At 71.5% G+C, this 18,569-nt stretch carries 15 protein-coding genes; 8 read left to right on the top strand and 7 right to left on the bottom strand.

What is annotated here, in order from left to right:
• The first annotated feature begins 183 nt into the window (after positions 1–183).
• Both AB0J57_RS28870 and AB0J57_RS28865 read left to right on the top strand, forming a co-directional pair.
• Positions 184–690, top strand: a complete 507-nt coding sequence (locus AB0J57_RS28870; protein ID WP_366131260.1) for a hypothetical protein — start codon at positions 184–186, stop codon at positions 688–690.
• Between the two features lie 58 nt (positions 691–748).
• Positions 749–1,411, top strand: coding sequence for an HAD family hydrolase (locus AB0J57_RS28865; protein ID WP_366131259.1), 663 nt, complete (start codon positions 749–751; stop codon positions 1,409–1,411).
• A gap of 387 nt (positions 1,412–1,798) precedes the next feature.
• On the opposite strand, the gene AB0J57_RS28860 is transcribed toward AB0J57_RS28865, so the two are convergent.
• The gene (locus AB0J57_RS28860; protein WP_366131258.1) at positions 1,799–2,362 is read right to left on the bottom strand and encodes a DJ-1/PfpI family protein; all 564 of its coding nucleotides are present in this window, start codon (positions 2,360–2,362) and stop codon (positions 1,799–1,801) included.
• Positions 2,363–2,733: 371 nt separating this feature from the next.
• On the opposite strand from AB0J57_RS28860, the gene AB0J57_RS28855 reads away from it, so the two are divergent.
• Positions 2,734–7,683 (top strand): NAD-glutamate dehydrogenase, encoded by a 4,950-nt coding sequence (locus AB0J57_RS28855; RefSeq protein ID WP_366131257.1) that lies wholly within the window; start codon positions 2,734–2,736, stop codon positions 7,681–7,683.
• A 93-nt stretch (positions 7,684–7,776) separates the two neighbouring features.
• On the opposite strand, the gene AB0J57_RS28850 is transcribed toward AB0J57_RS28855, so the two are convergent.
• Genes AB0J57_RS28850 through AB0J57_RS28840 form a run of 3 tightly spaced genes read right to left on the bottom strand, consistent with a single transcriptional unit; the run spans position 7,777 to position 10,719 of the window.
• Positions 7,777–9,000 (bottom strand): glycosyltransferase family 87 protein, encoded by a 1,224-nt coding sequence (locus tag AB0J57_RS28850; protein ID WP_366131256.1) that lies wholly within the window; start codon positions 8,998–9,000, stop codon positions 7,777–7,779.
• A gap of 26 nt (positions 9,001–9,026) precedes the next feature.
• On the bottom strand, positions 9,027–9,818 hold the full coding sequence (locus AB0J57_RS28845; RefSeq protein WP_366131255.1) for an ABC transporter ATP-binding protein: 792 nt from the start codon (positions 9,816–9,818) through the stop codon (positions 9,027–9,029).
• The gene (locus tag AB0J57_RS28840; protein WP_366131254.1) at positions 9,811–10,719 is read right to left on the bottom strand and encodes an ABC transporter permease; all 909 of its coding nucleotides are present in this window, start codon (positions 10,717–10,719) and stop codon (positions 9,811–9,813) included. Before AB0J57_RS28840 ends, AB0J57_RS28845 begins: the two co-directional genes overlap by 8 nt.
• Before the next feature lie 136 nt (positions 10,720–10,855).
• Between AB0J57_RS28840 and AB0J57_RS28835 the strand changes: the two genes are divergently transcribed.
• Positions 10,856–11,455 carry a TetR/AcrR family transcriptional regulator gene (locus AB0J57_RS28835; protein WP_366131253.1) on the top strand — a complete coding sequence of 200 codons (600 nt, stop codon included), beginning with the start codon at positions 10,856–10,858 and terminating at the stop codon, positions 11,453–11,455.
• A gap of 99 nt (positions 11,456–11,554) precedes the next feature.
• Complete coding sequence (gene rfbC / locus AB0J57_RS28830; protein ID WP_366131252.1) at positions 11,555–12,193, top strand: dTDP-4-dehydrorhamnose 3,5-epimerase; 639 nt, start codon at positions 11,555–11,557, stop codon at positions 12,191–12,193.
• A gap of 4 nt (positions 12,194–12,197) precedes the next feature.
• Here rfbC and rfbD read toward each other — a convergent pair whose 3' ends face one another.
• From rfbD to AB0J57_RS28815, 3 genes are read right to left on the bottom strand one after another with little or no spacing between them, the layout of a single operon-like run.
• Positions 12,198–13,046, bottom strand: a complete 849-nt coding sequence (gene rfbD, locus AB0J57_RS28825) for a dTDP-4-dehydrorhamnose reductase (RefSeq protein ID WP_366131251.1) — start codon at positions 13,044–13,046, stop codon at positions 12,198–12,200.
• On the bottom strand, positions 13,043–14,032 hold the full coding sequence (gene rfbB / locus AB0J57_RS28820) for a dTDP-glucose 4,6-dehydratase (RefSeq protein WP_366131250.1): 990 nt from the start codon (positions 14,030–14,032) through the stop codon (positions 13,043–13,045). The genes rfbD and rfbB overlap by 4 nt, the downstream gene beginning before the upstream one ends.
• Positions 14,029–15,099: a glucose-1-phosphate thymidylyltransferase gene (locus AB0J57_RS28815; RefSeq protein WP_366131249.1), complete on the bottom strand. Its 1,071-nt coding sequence runs from the start codon at positions 15,097–15,099 to the stop codon at positions 14,029–14,031. Before AB0J57_RS28815 ends, rfbB begins: the two co-directional genes overlap by 4 nt.
• A gap of 226 nt (positions 15,100–15,325) precedes the next feature.
• On the opposite strand from AB0J57_RS28815, the gene AB0J57_RS28810 reads away from it, so the two are divergent.
• The 3 genes from AB0J57_RS28810 to AB0J57_RS28800 are packed head-to-tail and all read left to right on the top strand — an operon-like array spanning position 15,326 to position 18,515.
• Entirely contained in the window at positions 15,326–16,552 is a 1,227-nt protein-coding gene (locus AB0J57_RS28810) for a glycosyltransferase 87 family protein (protein ID WP_366131248.1), read from the top strand.
• 33 nt (positions 16,553–16,585) lie between these two features.
• Complete coding sequence (locus AB0J57_RS28805) at positions 16,586–18,130, top strand: bifunctional glycosyltransferase/class I SAM-dependent methyltransferase (protein ID WP_366131247.1); 1,545 nt, start codon at positions 16,586–16,588, stop codon at positions 18,128–18,130.
• Positions 18,131–18,140: 10 nt separating this feature from the next.
• The gene (locus AB0J57_RS28800) at positions 18,141–18,515 is read left to right on the top strand and encodes a hypothetical protein (RefSeq protein WP_366131246.1); all 375 of its coding nucleotides are present in this window, start codon (positions 18,141–18,143) and stop codon (positions 18,513–18,515) included.
• The last annotated feature ends 54 nt before the right edge of the window (positions 18,516–18,569 follow it).

Below are 18,569 nucleotides of genomic sequence, written 5' to 3'. Positions count from 1 at the left end.
ACGGAAGCGGGCGGCGAAGTCGGGGGCGGATCACCTATCCGGGTGGCGGCGGGGGCTCCGGCGTGCGGGGTTGCCGATGGCGGCGGGGCGCCGGGTGGACGGAGCGGCCCGGCGGTCGCCGGGCCCGAAGGGGGACTCCGCACGTATCCTGAGGGCGTCTCCCGACTACGAAAGCGGCCTGCCATGCGCGTCTACGTCCCCCTGACCCTCCCCGGTCTCGCACAGGCGCACAAGGCGGGCGAGCTGGGCCCCGGCCCCCTGACCGCGTACGCGGTGACGCCGGGGCTGCGCGAGTGGTACGTCTCCGACGACATCGAGGAGCTGGAGTACGCCGCGCTGAGCCGGGCCGCCGCCGCGTCGTTGCGGATGCTGGCCGCCGATCCGTCCGCGGCTCGGCGCAGGGTCGTCGTGGCCGTCGACGTACCCGACGGGGCGGCGACCGCCGACCCCGACGGTGCGCTCGATCCGTCGTCGGTGGGCGAGGTGCGGATCGCGCGGGCGGTGCCGCTGGCCAAGGCGGCGGCGGTGCACGCGGACGCCGACGACGCCGAGGCCGACGTGGCGGCTGCGGCGGAGGCGCTGGGCGCGGCGGATCACGGGGACGACGACGCGCAGTTCGTGGTGGACGGGGCGGAGGACCATGAGCTGCTGTGGTTCGGGGTGCAGGAGATTCCCGGGTTGATCGGCTGAGCGGTGGGCCTGTGGCCGGTGAGGGCCGGTTGTCAGACCGGGCCGGTACCTTTTGGGCATGGGGAAGCGCGACACGCACCTGGTGTGGGACTGGAACGGCACGCTGCTCGATGACATCGACGCGGTCATCGGGGCGACGAACGCCGCGTTCGAGGAGATAGGCCTGGAGCCGATCACCCTCGCGCGGTACCGCGAGCTGTACTGCGTGCCCGTTCCGCTGTTCTACGAGCGGCTGATGGGGCGGCTGCCGACCGAGGCGGAGTGGCTCGTGATGGACGAGGCGTTCCACCGGCACTACTGGGTGCGGGCCGAGGTGTGCGGGCTCGCGGACGGTGCGGCCGAGCTGCTGGCGGCGCGGCAGGCGGCGGGGCTCACGCAGTCGCTGCTGTCGCTGGCGCCGCACGAGCTGCTGGTGCCGATCGTGCGGCGGCACGGCATCGAGGAGCGGTTCGTCCGGGTGGACGGGCGGATAGGTGACTCGACGGCCGGCAAGGCGGAGCACATGGTGCGGCACCTGGTGGCGCTGGAGGGCGTGGCGCCCGAGCGGATCGTCGTGATCGGGGACGCGGCGGACGACGCGGTGGCGGCGGCGCACGTGGGCGCGCGGGCGGTGCTGTACACGGGCGGCTCGCACAGCCGGGCCAGCCTGGAGGCGACGGGGGCGCCGGTCGTGGACTCGCTGGAAGAGGCGGTGGCGGTGGCGGAGGAGCTGGTGGCGTAGCCCTTGGCCGGGCGGGGGCGGGGCGGCGTGTGCGGGGTCTTCGCGGGGTGGTCTTTGCGGTGGGTGCGCCCGCGGGTGCGGGTCGTGGGGGGTGCGCCCGGCCTGGCGGCCGGGCTGGGGTTCCCACCCGCACCGCCCGTGCGGGTGGGGGAGTCGGTGCGGGTCCTCTCGCGGGGGTGCAGCGCCGTCGGCGGCTGCGGGCGGCAGTCGGGGCGGGTGTGGCGTGCGTGCCGGTGGCGGTGCGGGCCTGAGTGGGTGCGCCCGGCCGGGGGTTCCCACCGCACCGCCCGTGCGGGTGGGGGAGTCGGGCCGGGGCCGTTGGCGGGTGGTTGGGCGTGGGCCCCACCCCGTGTGCCTGCGGGTGGGGCGCCCTGGCGGTGGTGAGGGCTACGCGGGGGACGTGGTGCGGAGGAGTTTGAGGAACTCGCGCATCCAGGTGGGGTGGTCCGGCCACGCGCGGGAGGAGACGAGGGTGCCGTCGACGACGGCTTCCGTGTCCTGGAAGGTGGCGCCGGCGGCCTGCATGTCGAGCTCCAGGGCCGGGTAGGCCGTCACGTGGCGGCCGTCCAGGGCGCCGACCGCGGCGGTCAGGAGCGGGCCGTGGCAGATCTGGGCGACCGGCTTGTCGGCGTCGAAGAAGGACTTGAGGATCTTGCGGAGCTCCGGGTCGTTGCGGAGGTACTCGGGCGCCCGGCCGCCCGGGATGACCACGGCGGCGTACTGGCTGGGCTCGACCTCCGAGAACGCCAGGTCGGCGGGCCAGGTGTAGCCGGGCTTCTCGGTGTACGTGTCGTAGCCCGGCTCGAAGTCGTGGACGACGAACCGGAGCCGCTTGCGGGCGGGGGCGGCGATGTGGACCTCGTACCCCTCCTCGCGCAGTCGCTGGTACGGGTACAAAACCTCCAGGGATTCCGCCGCGTCGCCGGTGACGATCAGGATCTTCACGGTCATCACTGCCTGCCTCTGCTGGGAGGGGTTTGCCAGAAGGACACGTGTCGCTGTCCAGAGTGTCAAACTTCCGGGCCGGGTTTTGTACACATACGGCTCATGACGGGCCGGGGGTCAGGAGCGATAGCCTGGACCCGTGATCAGCGCGATATGCCATGGGGGCAGCGGAGCCCCCGGCCAGCGCCCGGAGTGCCACCGTGCCCGGGCGATCGCTGACCCATCCCATCCGGCCCGGTCGCCAAAATTGGCCAATAACGGCCCGGACATCTCTCATCGCGGCATAACGTCGCCTCAGACCGGATACCCCGCGTCGTGGCGTTGTGTCACTTCTTTCACCTACGTCACGCAACGGCGCGCGACAGGAGCCAGAGGACATGCAGACCAAGCTGGACGAAGCCAAGGCCGAGCTGCTCGAACGGGCCGCCCGGGTAGCTGAGAACAGCCCGGTCGGGGGGCAACTCCAGACTGGGGCCGAGAGCGGGGAACGTCCGGACCAGGACATCGTTCTCGAGTACCTCCAGCGCTACTACCTGCACACCGCCCCCGAGGACCTCACGGACCGGGACCCGGTCGACGTCTTCGGCGCGGCCCTTTCGCACTACCGGCTGGCCGAGAACCGCCCCCAGGGCACGGCCAACGTCCGCGTGCACACGCCGACCGTCGAGGAGAACGGCTGGACGTGCAGCCACTCCGTCGTCGAGGTCGTGACGGACGACATGCCGTTCCTCGTGGACTCCGTCACCAACGAGCTGTCCCGGCAGGGCCGCGGCATCCACGTCGTCATCCACCCGCAGGTGATGGTCCGCCGTGACGTGACCGGCAAGCTCATCGAGGTGCTGCCCGACGGCGGGGACCGCAGGGACCTGCACGACGCGCTCACCGAGTCGTGGATCCACGTCGAGATCGACCGCGAGACCGACCGGGCCGACCTCAAGCAGATCACCGCCGACCTGCTGCGCGTCCTGTCCGACGTCCGCGAGACGGTCGAGGACTGGGAGAAGATGCGCGACGCCGCGCTGCGCATCTCCGAGGACCTGCCCCGCGAGCCCATCCCCGGCGACCTGCGTGAGTCCGAGGTCGAGGAGGCCCGCGAGCTGCTGCGCTGGCTCGCCGACGACCACTTCACCTTCCTCGGCTACCGCGAGTACGAGCTGACCAGCGACGACGCGCTGTCCGCCGTGCCCGGCACCGGTCTTGGCATCCTCCGCTCCGACCCGCACCACAGCAAGGACGAGGCCCACCCCGTCTCGCCCTCCTTCAACCGGCTGCCGCGCGACGCCCGCGCCAAGGCCCGCGAGCACAAGCTGCTCATCCTCACCAAGGCCAACAGCCGCGCCACCGTGCACCGGCCGTCCTACCTCGACTACGTCGGGGTGAAGAAGTTCGACAAGGACGGGAACGTCGTCGGTGAGCGGCGCTTCCTGGGCCTGTTCTCGTCGGCCGCGTACACCGAGTCCGTGCGCCGCGTGCCGGTCATCCGCCGCAAGGTCGCCGAGGTCCTCGACCAGGCCGGCTTCTCGCCCAACAGCCACGACGGCCGCGACCTGCTCCAGATCCTGGAGACGTACCCGCGCGACGAGCTGTTCCAGACGCCGGTCGACCAGCTCAAGTCGATCGCGACGAGCGTGCTGTACCTCCAGGAGCGCCGCAAGCTGCGGCTCTACCTCCGCCAGGACGAGTACGGGCGCTACTACTCCGCGCTCGTCTACCTGCCGCGCGACCGCTTCAACACCACCGTCCGGCTGCGGATCATCGACATCCTGAAGGAGGAGCTCGGCGGCACCAGCGTCGACTTCACCGCCTGGAACACCGAGTCGATCCTCTCCCGGCTGCACTTCGTCGTCCGCGTCCCGCAGGGCACCGAGCTGACCCCGCTCACCGACGCCGACACCGAGCGCATCGAGGCCCGGCTGGTGGAGGCCGCCCGCTCCTGGGAGGACGGCTTCGCCGAGGCGCTCAACGCCGAGATGGGCGAGGAGCGCGCCGCCGAGCTGCTGCGCAGGTACGGCAACTCCTTCCCCGAGGGGTACAAGGCCGACCACACGCCGCGTGCCGCCGTCGCCGACCTGGCCCACCTGGAGCAGTTGGTCCGGGGCGAGAAGGACTTCGCGCTCTCCCTGTACGAGCCGGTCGGCGCGGGCCCCGGCGAGCGCCGCTTCAAGATCTACAAGACGGGCGACCAGATCTCCCTCTCCGCCGTCCTGCCGGTCCTCAACCGGCTCGGCGTCGAGGTCGTCGACGAGCGCCCGTACGAGCTGCGCTGCGCCGACCGTACCCAGGCGTGGATCTACGACTTCGGCATGCGCATGCCGCACGGCTCGGGCAACGGCGACTACCTCGCCGACGACGCCCGTGAGCGGTTCCAGGAGGCGTTCGCCGCGACCTGGACCGGCCGTGCCGAGAACGACGGGTTCAACGCGCTCGTGCTGAGCGCGGGCCTGGGCTGGCGCCAGGCGATGGTGCTGCGCGCGTACGCCAAGTACATGCGCCAGGCGGGCTCGACGTTCAGCCAGGACTACATGGAGGACACCCTCCGGCACAACGTCCACACCACCCGGCTGCTGGTCTCCCTCTTCGAGGCGCGGATGTCGCCGGAGCGGCAGCGGGCCGGCACGGAGCTGATCGACGGGCTGCTGGAGGAGCTGGACGGGGCCCTGGACCAGGTCGCGAGCCTGGACGAGGACCGCATCCTCCGCTCGTTCCTCACCGTCATCAAGGCCACGCTGCGCACCAACTTCTTCCAGAAGAAGGGCGACGGGCAGCCGCACGACTACGTGTCGATGAAGTTCGACCCGCAGGCCATCCCCGACCTGCCGGCACCCCGCCCGGCGTTCGAGATCTGGGTGTACTCGCCGCGTGTCGAGGGCGTCCACCTCCGCTTCGGCAAGGTCGCCCGAGGCGGTCTGCGCTGGTCGGACCGGCGCGAGGACTTCCGTACCGAGATCCTCGGCCTGGTCAAGGCGCAGATGGTGAAGAACACCGTCATCGTGCCGGTCGGCGCCAAGGGCGGGTTCGTCGCCAAGCAGCTCCCGGACCCGGCGCTCGACCGTGACGCCTGGCTCGCGGAGGGCATCGCCAGCTACAAGACGTTCATCTCGGCGCTGCTCGACATCACCGACAACATGGTCGCGGGCGAGGTCGTGCCGCCGGCCGACGTCGTCCGGCACGACGAGGACGACACGTACCTCGTCGTCGCCGCCGACAAGGGCACGGCGACCTTCTCCGACATCGCCAACGAGGTCGCGGTCGCGTACGGCTTCTGGCTGGGGGACGCGTTCGCGTCCGGTGGCTCGGCCGGTTACGACCACAAGGGCATGGGCATCACCGCCCGTGGCGCGTGGGAGTCGGTCAAGCGGCACTTCCGGGAGCTGGGCCACGACACCCAGACCCAGGACTTCACGGTCGTCGGCGTCGGCGACATGTCGGGTGACGTGTTCGGCAACGGCATGCTGCTCAGCGAGCACATCCGGCTGGTCGCCGCCTTCGACCACCGGCATATCTTCATCGACCCGAACCCGGACGCGGCCGTCTCCTACGCCGAGCGGCGCCGCCTGTTCGAGCTGCCGCGCAGCTCCTGGGCCGACTACAACAAGGAGCTGCTGTCCCCGGGCGGCGGCATCCACCCGCGTACGGCCAAGTCGATCCCGGTCAACGCGCACATGCGCGCGGCCCTCGGCATCGAGGGGACGGTCACCAAGCTGACCCCCGCCGAGCTGATGCAGGCGATCCTCAAGGCGCCGGTGGACCTGCTGTGGAACGGCGGCATCGGTACGTACGTCAAGGCCGCCACCGAGTCGCACGCCGACGTCGGCGACAAGGCCAACGACGCCATCCGCGTCAACGGCGAGGACCTGCGGGTCAAGGTCGTCGGCGAGGGCGGCAACCTGGGCCTGACCCAGCTCGGCCGGATCGAGTTCGCCCGGAAGGGTGGTCCCGAGGGCGAGGGCGGCAAGGTCAACACCGACGCCATCGACAACAGCGCGGGCGTGGACACCTCCGACCACGAGGTGAACATCAAGATCCTGCTCAACGGCCTGGTCGCGGACGGCGACATGACCGTCAAGCAGCGCAACAAGATCCTCGCCGAGATGACCGACGAGGTCGGCGCGCTGGTGCTGCGCAACAACTACGCGCAGAACGTGGCCCTCGCCAACGCCGTCAAGCAGTCCCCGTCCCTCCTCCACGCCCACCAGCGCTTCATGCGCCGCCTGGGCCGCGAGGGCCGGCTGGACCGGGCGCTGGAGTTCCTGCCCAACGACCGCCAGATCCGCGAGCTGCTCAACGCAGGCAAGGGGCTCACCCAGCCCGAGCTGGCCGTCCTGCTCGCCTACACCAAGATCACGGTGGCGGACGAGCTGATCAGGACGGACCTGCCGGACGACCCGTACCTGCGCCAACTGCTGCACGCGTACTTCCCGTCCCAACTGCGCGAGGAGTTCCCGGAGCAGATCGACGCCCACGCGCTGCGCCGCGAGATCATCACGACGGTGCTGGTCAACGACACCGTCAACACCGGTGGCTCGACCTTCCTGCACCGGCTGCGGGAGGAGACCGGCGCGTCGATCGAGGAGATCGTCCGGGCCCAGACCGCCGCGCGTGCGATCTTCGGGCTGAGCGAGGTGTGGGACGCCGTCGAGGCGCTCGACAACAAGGTCGCGGCCGACGTGCAGACCCGTATCCGGCTGCACTCGCGGCGCCTGGTCGAGCGCGGTACGCGCTGGCTGCTGGGCAACCGGCCGCAGCCGGTGCTGCTCGCCGAGACCGTCGAGTTCTTCGCCGAGCGCGTGGAGCAGGTGTGGGCGAAGCTCCCGCAGATGCTGCGCGGCGCCGACCTGGAGTGGTACGAGTCGATCGTGGCCGAGCTCACCGGGGCGGGCGTCCCGGACGAGCTGGCGCTGCGGGTGGCCGGCTTCTCCTCCGCCTTCCCGACGCTCGACATCGTCGCGATCGCGGACCGGACGGGCAAGGACCCGATGGCGGTCGCCGAGGTGTACTACGACCTGGCCGACCGGCTCTCGATCACCCAGCTCATGGACCGGATCATCGAGCTGCCGCGTGCCGACCGCTGGCAGTCGATGGCCCGCGCCTCCATCCGCGAGGACCTGTACGCCGCGCACGCCGCGCTCACCGCCGACGTGCTGTCGGCCGGGAACGGCACCTCGACGCCCGAGGAGCGGTTCAAGGCCTGGGAGCAGCGGAACGCCGCGATCCTCGGCCGGGCGCGCACGACGCTGGAGGAGATCCAGGGCTCGGACGCCTTCGACCTGGCGAACCTGTCGGTCGCCATGCGGACGATGCGGACGCTGCTGCGCACGCATAGCTGACGGCCCTTGCGCGGGGGCGCCCCACCGGTCACCGGCGGGGCGCCCCCGCGTCCCACAGCCCCTTGAGCGGTCCCACAGCCCCCTGAGCGGTCTTCACAGCCCCTTGAGCGAGGGCGGCCCCGGCACCGTCGCCGCCCACAGCCGCCGGCACGACAGCAGCGCGGCCGCCACGAGCAGCCCGTTGCGCAGCGCCACCACCGCGCAGCCGACCGGCGTGACGGCGATGACGTCCTCGTACAGCACGGGGTACGCCAGCGCGCTGAGCGCCGCCGCCGGCACCAGCAGCAGCGCCACCGTCCGCTGGCTGGTCTCCCGGCACGTCAGGCAGACCGCGCCCAGCCCCAGCAGCCACACCATGTACTGGGGGCTGATCACCCGGCTGGTCACGGTGAACAGCAGCACGGCGGTGAGCGCGGCGTCCACCGGGGTCGCCACGCTCCACTCCCACGACCGCACCCGCCACAGCAGCAGCCAGCAGAAGGCGAGCGCGGTGAGAACCAGCGCGAAGTGGGCCACGCTGGAGGCGTACGGCCCGGCCAGCTCGAAGGCCCCGTACCGGTAGCGGACCTCGCCGGGCCACCACCCGAACAGCTTCGCCAACGACAGCGCGGTGCCGCCGACCGACTCGATCTGCACGCCCCGGCTGCCCTGCTGGCGGGCGAAGTCCAGGGTGTGCGAGAACCCGAGCGCGAGGACGGTGAACAGCGCGCCCGCCGCCACCAGCGCCGCCGTCCACGCCCGGCGCGTCAGGTGCCCGCGCGGCGTGCCCAGCAGGGTGAGCAGGGGCCACACCTTCACCATGGCCCCGAGCCCCGCCAGGGTGCCGCCCAGCCGGGCGTGTCCGCCGCGCAGGGCCAGCAGACCGAGCACCGCGACGGCGGTGACCTGGACGTCGTACCGCGCCAGGGGCAGGTGCAGCAGCAGCGGCAGGCCGGCCACCCACAGCCAGGCCCCGCTGGTCCCGGCCCGCGCGAGCGCGAAGGTGACGAGGGCGTCGGCGAGCAGCGTCAGGGCGACGAATGCCTGGTAGTACGTCAGTTCCGGCACATGGCCCGGGGCCAGGAACACCAGCCCGGCGCCGGGCGGGTACTGCCAGGTGACGTCGTCGGGCGGGAACGTGCCCTGCGAGAGCTGCTGGTACCAGTGCCGGTACAGCAGGTAGACCTCGCGGCCGATCCCACCGATGCCGAGGCTGTCGCGCCACAGCAGCACGAGCATCCCGGCGCGCGTGAAGGCCCACACGGCGGCCAGCGGGAGCGCTGAGGACCGGTCCGTGAAGAGGGGCGTGCGGCGTGCGCTGATCCGATAAATGGTCATCGGTGCGCACTGTAGCCCGCTATGCCCTATTTCTTCCTGGTGTGTGCCTCATACGCATCAACAACGTCCCCCGCCGGGCCGTCCATCAGCATCCGTCCGGCCTCCAGCCAGATCGCCCGGTCGCACGTCTGCCGGATCGTCGAGTTGCTGTGGCTGACCAGGAACACCGTCCCGGCCTGCTTCCGCAGCTCGCTGATGCGCTCCTGGCTGCGCCGCTGGAACCTCGCGTCGCCGGTGGCCAGCGCCTCGTCGATCAGCAGCACGTCGTGGGACTTGGCGGCGGCGATGGAGAACCGCAGCCGGGCGCCCATGCCGGAGGAGTACGTACGCATCGGCAGCGAGATGAAGTCGCCCTTCTCGTTGATCCCCGAGAAGTCGACGATGTCCTGGTACCGCTCCTGGATCTCCTCGCGCGACATGCCCATTGCGAGCCCGCCGAGGATGACGTTGCGCTCGCCGGTCAGGTCGCCCATCAGGGCGGCGTTCACCCCCAGGAGGGACGGCTGTCCGTGCGTGTAGATGCGGCCCTCGCTCGTGGGCAGCAGGCCCGCGACCGCCTTCAGCAGGGTGGACTTGCCCGACCCGTTGGAGCCGATCAGCCCGACCGCCTCGCCCTTGTAGGCGGCGAAGCTGACGCCCTTGACGGCGTGGACCGTCCGGGTGCCGGGCGCCCTCTTCGTCCGGGACAGGATCCGGCCGAGTGCGGCCGTCGCACTGCCCTTGCCGGCCCGGCCGGCGCCCTGGACGGTGTACGTGATGTGCACGCCGTCCGCGACGACGGTCGGGACCCGCTCTTCGGTACCACGTGTGTCAGCCACGGCCGTACGTCTCCTCCGCCTTCCAGAACCAGATGAACCCGCCCGCGGCGGCCAGCAGGGCCCAGCCGGTCGCCACGGCCCAGACGTGCGGCGGGAGCTGGTCCGAGGTGAAGCTGTCGATGAGCGCGAAGCGCACCAGGTCGATGTACACGGCGGCCGGGTTGCACTCCAGGGCCAGCAGCACGGCGTGCGGCAGGTGGTTGTTCGCCAGGACGTGCTCGACGCTCCACATCACGCCGGACACGTACATCCACGTCCGCAGCAGGAACGGCATGAGCTGCGCGATGTCGGGCGTACGGGCCGCGAGCCGCGCCATGACCAGCGACACGCCCGTGTTGAACAGCGACTGGAGGAACAGCGCCGGAACCGCCAGCAGCCAGGACCAGCCGGGCGTGACGCCGAAGCAGAACAGGATGACGACCAGCGCGCACAGCGAGAAGACGAGCTGCTGGAGCTGTTGCAGCGCCAGCGCGACGGGGAGGCTGGCGCGCGGGAAGTGCAGGGCCCGTACGAGGCCGATGTTGCCGCTGATCGCGCGCGTGCCCGTCATGATCGAGCTGGACGTGAAGGTCCAGATGAACACGCCGGTGACCAGGAACGGCACGAAGTCGGGCACGCCGTCCCGGGTGTTCATCAGCACGCCGAAGATGAAGTAGTAGACCGCCGCGTTGAGCAGCGGGGTCATCACCTGCCACACCTGGCCGAGCCGGGCCTGGCTGTACTGCGCGGTCAGCTTGGCGGTCGCGAAGGCGGTGATGAAGTGCCGTCTCGACCAGAGCTGCCGGGCGTACTCGGGCAGGGAGGGCCGTGCGCCGCTGACGGTGAGCCCGTGCCGGAGGGCGAGCGCGCGGAGGTCCTCGTGCTCCTCCGTCGGTGGTGGCGCGAGTGTCTGCGTACTCACAGGGCGGTCTCCCTCGGCGCGGGGTGGATGAGCGACGGAACGGACCCGTTTCGTCGCTACGGGGAGAGTAGGGCGATGAGACGTCGGAACGCAACCGTCCCGTCGTGACGTGGGGGCCGGCGCTATGATCCCGGGCATGAGCACACCGCCGCCCCGCCGGCAGCCCGCCGGAGCCGCCGTCCTCCGGGAGGACGTCACCGAAGCGATCCGGGCCGCCGTCTTCGAGGAACTGGCGGCCGTCGGGTTCGCCCGTATGTCCATCGAGGGCATCGCCCGGCGCGCGGGCGTCGGCAAGACCGCCGTCTACCGGCGCTGGAAGTCCAAGCTGTCGCTCGTCCTCGACCTGCTGACCGCGTTCGCCGCCCAGGGACTCCCGGCCCCCGCCACCGGCTCGCTGTACGGGGACGTCCGCGCCCTGCTGGAGGTCGCCGCGCACGCGCTGCGCCACCCGGTCGCCTCCCAGGTCATCCCGGACCTCCTGGTCGAGGCCGCCCGCCACCCCGAGATCGCCGACGCGATCAAGGCGGCCCTGCTGGACGGCCAGCAGGGCGTGGCCGCCCTGGTCGTCCGCGACGCGGTCGCACGCGGCGAACTGCCCGAGGGCGCCGACCCCGACCGCGCCCTCGACCTGATCATCGGCCCGCTCTACTGGCGCCTGGTCGTGGTCCGCACACCGCTCCCGGAGGGCTACCTCGACGACCTGGCGGCGTCGGCGGTCGCGGCGCTCAAGGCGTGACGCTCAACGCCTCACGGTCACCCGCTCGGCGGTGCCTTCGGTGACGCCCGGGGCGCCGCGCGGTTGAACCCACCGACACGAAAGGACGGTGGGTCACGCGTGCGTGAGACGAGCATCGAAGGCGCCTGGGTCATGGAGCCGCGGGTCTTTCGGGACAACCGCGGCAGCTTCCACGAGTGGTTCAGGGCGCCGGAACTGCACGAGGCGGCCGGGTACGGGTTCGGGCTCGCCCAGGCGAACTGCTCGGTCTCCGCGCGGGGCACCCTGCGGGGTGTGCACTTCGCCGACGTACCGCCGGGCCAGGCCAAGTACGTCACCTGCGTACGCGGCGCCGTCCTGGACGTCATCGTCGACCTCCGCACCGGCTCGCCCACCTACCGGGCCTGGGAGGCCGTCCGGCTCGACGACCAGGGGCACCGGGCGGTCCACCTCGCCGAAGGGCTCGGCCACGCGTTCATGGCCCTCACCGACGACGCCACCGTCGTCTACCTCTGCTCACGCGGCTACGCCCCCGCCCACGAGCACGGCGTCCACCCGCTCGACCCGGACCTCGCCATCGACTGGCCGGCCGGCCTCACCCCCGTACTCTCCGAGAAGGATGCCGCCGCCCCCACGCTCGCCGAAGCCGAACGCGCGGGCCTGCTGCCGTCCTACGAGGCGTGCGCCCAGTGGTACGAAGCGCTCCGCGCCGGGGCGCCCGGCACGACCGGGCCGCGCGTCCCGGCGACCCGCCGCTGACCGGCTACCGGCAGGCCGCCACCAGCGCGCCGAACCCCTCCGTCAGCGCCTCCCGCCAGTCGCGCAGCGGCGGCAGGTCCGCCTCCCGCCAGCGCGCGTGGCCCAGCACGCTGTACGCGGGGCGCGGCGCCGGGCGGGGGAAGGCGGCGCTCGTGGTGGGCCGGACGCGCCCGGGGTCGGCGCCCAGCAGGCGGAACGTCTCGCGGGCGAGGTCGTACCAGGTGCCGTCCCCGCTGTTGGTGGCGTGGTAGACGCCCGGGGGCGCGCCCACGAGCCGGACGATCCGCCCGGCCACGTCGGCGCTCCAGGTCGGCTGGCCGCGCTGGTCGTCCACGACGTCCACCTGCGGCCGGGACGCCTCCAGCCGGATCATCGTCCGGACGAAGTTGGCGCCGCCCGCGCCGTACAGCCACGCCGTCCGCACCACGTACCCGCGCTCGGGCAGGAGCTCCAGGACGGCCCGCTCCCCGGCAAGCTTGGTGCGCCCGTACGCCGTGCGCGGCCCGGGCACCGCTCCCTCGGCGTACGGCACGCGCGCGTGGCCGTCGAAAACGTAGTCGGTGGAGACGTGCACCAGGGCGCAGCCGACGAGGGCGCACGCCTCGGCCAGGTGCCGCACCGCCGTCCCGTTGACCGCCAGGGCGTCCGGTTCGCGGGACTCGGCGTCGTCCACCGCCGTCCAGGCGGCGCAGTTGACGACCACGGAGGGGCGCAGCGCCCGCAGCGCGGCGAGGACCGCCTCCCGGTCCGTCACGTCCAGGTCCCGTCGCGTCAGGCCGATCGTGTCGTCCCCCGCACACCGCAGCACGTCCCGCCCGAGCATCCCGCCCGCGCCGGTCACCACCCAGGTCACAGCGCCGCCCGGTCCAGCAGGGGCCGCCACCAGGAACGGTTCCGCTCGTACCAGGCGACGGTCTCCGCCAGCCCGGTCGCGAAGTCCTTGCCCGGCCGGTAGCCCAGTTCGTCGCGGATCTTCGTCCAGTCCACCGAGTAGCGCCGGTCGTGGCCCTTGCGGTCCTCGACGTGGTCGACCCGTGACCAGTCGGCCCCGCAGGCCTCCAGGAGCAGGGCGGCCAGTTCGCGGTTGGACAGCTCCGTACCGCCGCCGATGTTGTAGACCTCGCCCGCCCGGCCCCGGGTGCGGACCAGTTCCACGGCGCGCACGTGGTCGTCGATGTGCAGCCAGTCCCGTACGTGCGAGCCGTCCCCGTAGAGCGGGACCCGGCCGCCCTCCAGGAGCCGGGTGATGAACAGGGGGATCACCTTCTCCGGGAAGTGGTGGTGCCCGTAGTTGTTGGAGCAGCGCGTCACCCGCACGTCCAGGCCGTGGGTGCGGTGGTACGACAGGGCGATCAGGTCGGCGGACGCCTTGGTCGCGGCGTACGGGGAGGTGGGCCGCAGCGGCTCCTCCTCGGTCCACGAGCCCGTGTCGATCGACCCGTACACCTCGTCCGTGGAGATCTGGACGACGGTGGAGATACGGTTCCGCAGAGCCGCGTCCAGCAGCGTCTGGGTGCCCAGCACATTGGTGCGTACGAAGGCGTCGGCGCCGAGGATCGACCGGTCGACGTGCGACTCGGCGGCGAAGTTCACGATCTGGTCGTGCTCGGAGACCAGCTTGTCGACCAGGACCGGGTCGCAGATGTCGCCGCGCACGAAGACGAAGCCGGGGTGGTCGCGCACCGGGTCCAGGTTCGCGGGGTTGCCCGCGTAGGTCAGCTTGTCGAGGACGGTGACCTTCGTGCCGCCGGGCCCGGAGGGGCCCAGCAGCGTACGGACGTAGTGGGAGCCGATGAAGCCGGCTCCGCCGGTCACCAGGACACGGGTGGCGGTGTTCATGCGGAGATCTGCACCTTGCTGTGATCGCCGAGCACCAGTCGGTGGGCGGCCGGGATGGGCGGGGCGGGGGTGATCTCGACGTTACGGCCGATGAGGGACGCCTCGACACGCCCCACGCCGTGCAGCGACGAGCCGCTGAGCACGATGGAGTACTCGATCTCGCTGTCCGTGACCCGGCAGTTCTCCGCGATGGACGTGGACGGCCCGATGTAGGAGTTCTCCACGACCGTGCCCGCGCCGATGATCACCGGGCCGACGATCCGCGACCCGCGCACGGTGGCGCCGCCGCCGATGCGGACGCGGCCGATGATCTCGGTGGCGTCGTCGACGGACCCCTCGTTGTGCGGGGTGAGGAGCTCCAGGACGGACCGGTTCACCTCCAGCATGTCCGCCACGTTGCCGGTGTCCTTCCAATAGCCGGAGACGACGGTCGACTTGACGGTGCGGTGCTCGTCGATGAGCCACTGGATGGCGTCGGTGATCTCCAGCTCGCCCCGCGCGGACGGCTCGATGGAGCGCACCGCCTCGTGCACGGCGCGGGTGAAGAGGTAGACCCCGACGAGCGCCAGGTCGCTGCGGGGGTGGGCGGGCTTCTCCTCCAGCTTGGCCACCCGTCCGTCGACGTCGAGCTCGGCGACCCCGAAGGCGCGCGGGTCGGGCACCTTGGTCAGCAGGATCTGCGCGGCGGGCCGGGTGGCGCGGAACTCCTCCACCAGGTCGGTGATCCCGCCGACGATGAAGTTGTCCCCCAGGTACATGACGAAGTCGTCGTCCCCGAGGAACTCCCGGGCGATGAGCACGGCGTGGGCGAGGCCCAGCGGGGCGTGCTGCGGGATGTAGGTGACGACGAGGCCGAAGCGCGAGCCGTCGCCGACGGCCGCCCGGATCTCCTCGGCGGTGTCGGGGGCGACGATGATGCCGACCTCGCGGATTCCGGCGGCGGCGATCGATTCGAGCCCGTAGAAGAGCACCGGTTTGTTGGCCACGGGGACGAGCTGTTTGGCGGACGTGTGCGTAATGGGGCGCAGCCGGGTACCGGCGCCCCCCGAGAGGACGAGTGCTTTCACTTCACTGGCCTGCCTGTCTGCCTCGGCTGACGGGGACAAGGTGCAGGTTGTGAACGAGAGTTGAGCGCCACGAATTACGTGCCTCCGTGGGCCATACGTGTGATTCGGCGAAACCGCCCCGGCGCGATAACGCCCACTCAGCACCCCCGCGATGAACTGCATTGCGGCTTAAGTGTGTTAATAGGTGCTTCGCGTGGTGTGGTCGGTATTGCTACGTTCGACAACCATGAACGTCCGAATGTCGTCCCTGTCCTGGGATGTACGGAAAGCCCGGATCGCCGTCATCGCCGTCGCGGCGGTCGCGTTCGTGTCGAAAGTGGCGCTCGCGGCTAACACCCGGGGCCCGGCCGACGTGCGGTTCTTCTGGGGTTTCGCACGGGCCATCGCCCGGACGGACCCGGTACGGATCTACGCCGAGCAGATGCCGTGGCTGCCGGTCTACAACCACCCGCCGCTGGCGAGCTGGATGCTGCTGGGGCTGGAGTGGCTGGCCCAGCAGGGCGTGCCGTGGCGGCCCCTGATCCGCTTCCCGGCGTGTCTCGCCGACTTCGTCACCGTGCTGCTGGTGTTCGCCATCGTGCGGCGCCGGGCCACCCGGCTGCGTACGGCGGTGTGGTGCGCGGTCGGCGCGGCGCTGTGCCCGGTGCTCGTGGCCACGTCCGGCTACCACGGCAACACCGACTCGGTCGCCGTGATGTTCGCGTTCGCCGCCGCGTACCTGCTGGTCGACCGGGGCAGGCCGGTGGCCGCCGGACTCGCGGCGGTGCTGTGCTTCAGCGTCAAGCTCATCCCGGTCGTCGCCGTGCCGCTGCTCTTCGCCACCGCCTGGCGCGCCGGGGGCCGCCCCGTGCTGCTGCGGTTCACGGCCGGGTTCGCCGCGCTGTTCCTCACCGTGTGGGGGCCGGTCGTGGCGGCCGTACCGGGCGGGCTGAAGGCGAACGTCCTGGAGTACGCGGGCGGCAACTTCAGCTTCTGGGGCATCGTCCGCTTCGCCCGCTGGGCGGGCGTGCCCGAGCCGTACGTCACGCTGCTGCGCGGCGACGGCCACTTCCTGATCGTCGCCGCGATCATGGCCGTGGGCGTCTGGCTGGTCTGGCGGCGCCCGGCCGACGCGCCGCTCGCCGTCGCCACCACGCTCGGGCTGCTGCTTTTGCTGAGCACGGCGTCGGGCGTCCAGTACCTGGCGTGGCCGGCGGCCGGGCTGTTCGTCGTCGGCCTGTGGCAGGGCGTGGCGTACGGCACCGTCGTCGGAGCCGTCGCCGCCTCGGTCTACTCCGGCCAGCGGCCGGTGCACTGGACGGACACGGAGATGGCCTTCGGCGCCCTGGGCTGGGCGGTGCTGGCCCTCTGCGTCGCCTCGGCCATCCACCGCGCGGTCGCCACGGGACGCCGGCCCGCCCCCGCGACGGCGCTCCCCACGGCCCGGCCCGCCCCGGCACCCGCCACCGACTGACCTGCCCGACCCCCCGCGAGAGTGGAGAAGCCCGTGACGGAAGGCCACAGCAGCAGCGCGACCAGCCCCAGGATCGGCATCCTGGTGGTGGCGTACAACGCGGAAACGACGCTGGAGAAGACCCTCGACCGCATCCCCGCCGACTTCCGGCCGAGGATCGCCGAGATCCTGATCCTCGACGACGCCAGTCATGACGCGACCTTCACCGCCGGCTGCCGCTGGTCCCAGCTCGACGGGATGCCGCCGACCGTCGTCATGCGGCACACCAAGAACCTCGGGTACGGAGGCAACCAGAAGGCCGGGTACGCGCTCGCCGCCGAACGGGGGCTCGACATCGTCGTCCTGCTGCACGGCGACGGGCAGTACGCCCCCGAGCTGCTGCCCCGGATGGTCGAGCCCCTCGAACGCGGCGAGTGCGACGCCGTGTTCGGGTCCCGGATGATGCGGCCCCGCGACGCCCTCCGGGGCGGCATGCCGCTCTACAAATGGCTCGGCAACCGCGTCCTGACCCGGCTGGAGAACAGACTGCTCGGATCGGAGCTGACCGAGTTCCACTCCGGCTACCGCGCCTACAGCGTGGACGCTCTGCGGCGCCTCCCCATCGAGCGCAACACCGACGCCTTCGACTTCGACACCCAGATCATCGTGCAGATGGCCGACGCCGGGATGCGCATCCGCGAGATCCCCATCCCCACCTACTACGGCGACGAGATCTGCTACGTCAACGGCATGCGCTACGCCAAGGACGTCGTCAAGGACGTCCTCGAATACCGGCTGGCCAAGAAGGGGTTCGGGACGTGCGGGTGGATCCCCAAGCCCGTCGAGTACGCCTTCAAGGAGGGCGACGGCTCCTCCCACGCCGTCATCCTGGACCGGATGCGCGACCTGCCGCCCGGCCGCGTCCTCGACGTCGGCTGCTCCGGGGGCGCGTTCGCCGAGCGCCTCGAAGCCCTCGGCCACACGGTCACCGGCATCGACCGCGTCGAGGTCGACGGCGTGCGCGAGAAGTGCTCCGGCGGCTTCTTCCTCGCCGACCTGGAGGAGGGCCTGCCGGAAGGCATCGGCGAGGGGTACGACTACGTCGTCGCCGGGGACGTCGTCGAACACCTCTCCCGCCCCGAACACCTCCTCGCCCAACTGCGCGGCGTGCTCCGCCCCGACGGACACGTCCTGCTGTCCGTGCCGAACTTCGGCCACTGGTACTCACGGCTGCGCGTCGCGCTCGGCATCTTCGACTACGACCGGCGCGGCATCCTCGACGAGACGCACCTGAGGTTCTTCAGCCGCGCCAGCCTCCGCCGCACCGTGCGCGCCGCCGGGTACGACGTGCTGTCCATCGGCGCCACCGGCGCGCCCTTCTGGTCCGTGCTCGGCGGCGGACCGGTCTCCCGGGTGCTCGGCGCCGTGTCGAAGGTGCTGACCCGGCTGCGGCCCACCCTCTTCGGCTACCAGTACGTCGCACTGCTCACCCCGCATGCGGCGCGGACGATCATCGCTGGGGAGCACATCGATGTCCAGGACATCCTCAACCGTCAGTTCGTCCCCGTGGACACGCCCACCCACCGCCTCGGCGTCTAAGAGGCGGACGTTGACCCTGCCCAGCCTGATGCTGCTGCTGTTCGCGGTGTTCTCCTCGGCGGCCGGCCAGATCATGCTCAAGCACGGCATGAAGGCCGCCGCCACCGCCGCCGAGAAGGCCGGCGGCTCCCTGGCCGTGCGCGCCGCGACCACCCCCTGGGTGGTGCTGGGCCTCACCGTCTTCGCGATCTCCGCCGTCGCCTGGATGTCCACCCTCGCCCGGGTTCCGCTGTCGATCGCGTACCCCTTCAACGCCCTCGGCTATCTGCTGATCGTGCTGGCCGGCTCCACGCTGCTGCACGAGCGGACCTCGGTGTGGACCTGGGCCGGCTCGCTGCTGGTGGTGATCGGCCTGGTGACGGTCTTCCTCGGCCAACGGAACTGACGCCAACGGAACTGCCGCCCACGGAACTGATCCACCTCTGCAAGCTCCAGAAGG

This window comes from Streptomyces sp. NPDC049837, from assembly GCF_040674455.1.
Lineage (GTDB): Bacteria > Actinomycetota > Actinomycetes > Streptomycetales > Streptomycetaceae > Streptomyces.
The sequence above is the reverse complement of the archived record's forward strand: the minus strand, read 5'-3'. Positions and strand labels throughout refer to the sequence as shown.

Excerpts from the sequence above, each read along its gene's own strand:
- AB0J57_RS28850 (WP_366131256.1), bottom strand. The coding sequence starts at position 9,000 with ATGACCATTTATCGGATCAGCGCACGCCGCACGCCCCTCTTCACGGAC.
- AB0J57_RS28870 (WP_366131260.1), top strand. The coding sequence starts at position 184 with ATGCGCGTCTACGTCCCCCTGACCCTCCCCGGTCTCGCACAGGCGCAC.
- AB0J57_RS28860 (WP_366131258.1), bottom strand. The coding sequence starts at position 2,362 with ATGACCGTGAAGATCCTGATCGTCACCGGCGACGCGGCGGAATCCCTG.
- rfbB (WP_366131250.1), bottom strand. The coding sequence starts at position 14,032 with ATGAACACCGCCACCCGTGTCCTGGTGACCGGCGGAGCCGGCTTCATC.
- AB0J57_RS28835 (WP_366131253.1), top strand. The coding sequence starts at position 10,856 with ATGAGCACACCGCCGCCCCGCCGGCAGCCCGCCGGAGCCGCCGTCCTC.
- AB0J57_RS28810 (WP_366131248.1), top strand. The coding sequence starts at position 15,326 with ATGAACGTCCGAATGTCGTCCCTGTCCTGGGATGTACGGAAAGCCCGG.
- AB0J57_RS28855 (WP_366131257.1), top strand. The coding sequence starts at position 2,734 with ATGCAGACCAAGCTGGACGAAGCCAAGGCCGAGCTGCTCGAACGGGCC.
- AB0J57_RS28865 (WP_366131259.1), top strand. The coding sequence starts at position 749 with ATGGGGAAGCGCGACACGCACCTGGTGTGGGACTGGAACGGCACGCTG.